Source organism: Flavobacterium sp. UBA4854, assembly GCF_002399805.1.
GTDB classification, from domain to species: Bacteria; Bacteroidota; Bacteroidia; order Flavobacteriales; family Flavobacteriaceae; genus Flavobacterium; species Flavobacterium ginsengisoli.
This window is the reverse complement of sequence record NZ_DHEI01000090.1, coordinates 16,323-17,114: the sequence shown is the minus strand read 5'-3', so window position 1 is coordinate 17,114 and position 792 is coordinate 16,323. Positions and strand designations below refer to the sequence as shown.

Below are 792 nucleotides of genomic sequence, written 5' to 3'. Positions count from 1 at the left end.
TTTATATTGAAAAAGATAATCAGTAGCCGTTTTTTTATCGACATTCACTTCTCCAACTAAGATTTTATCTGGATCTAAATCAATAAATTCAGGTTTTGAAGGAATGTCAAAAGTGAAGCTTTGTTGTCTTTTATCTATTAAAATATCCTTTCTGATTTTAGTTTCGTTTACGTAAAAATCAACTTTTAAAGGCAGTGTAAAGGTTTGCACCGAACTATCTTGAGATTGACTTATTGTAATGGTAACTTTTCCATTTGCATATTTGTAAGTCACATCCAGAATTGGACTTCCGGCATTATAATACCACTGATCGAAATATGGCAACCAGTCTTTTCCAGTCACTTCTTCCATCGATAAACGCAGCTGATGCGGTTCGCCAGATTTATAAGCATTTGTAGTCAAATAATGATTTAACCCTTTAAAAAAGGCTTCGTCACCCATTTGGTTTTTCATGGCATATAAAATAATCGAACCTTTAGAATAGCTGATATTGTCAAACATATCGTCTGCGTTTCTGTAGTGAAAACGTGCTAAAATAGGGCTATCACCATTTTTTTGAGAGCGCAAATAATTCTGCAATTTTTCATAACGTGATCTGTCTTCGCCATCTTGTCCAGCATCATGACCATGCCATAAAACTTCTCCAAAAGTGGCAAACGATTCATTCATGGTTAAGTTTGACCAAGACTCAGCCGTTACGTAATCTCCAAACCATTGATGAAAAAGTTCGTGAGCAATGGTACTTTCTTGATTATCATCTAATAATTCGCGTTCTGTTTTTTGTACATATTC

The 792-nt window shown here is 34.6% G+C and carries 1 protein-coding gene; it reads right to left on the bottom strand.

The genetic code is table 11. From position 1 onward, the window contains the following. Positions 1–792: M1 family metallopeptidase (locus B3J44_RS13405; protein ID WP_286968879.1), on the bottom strand; the 792-nt coding region annotated here is incomplete at both ends.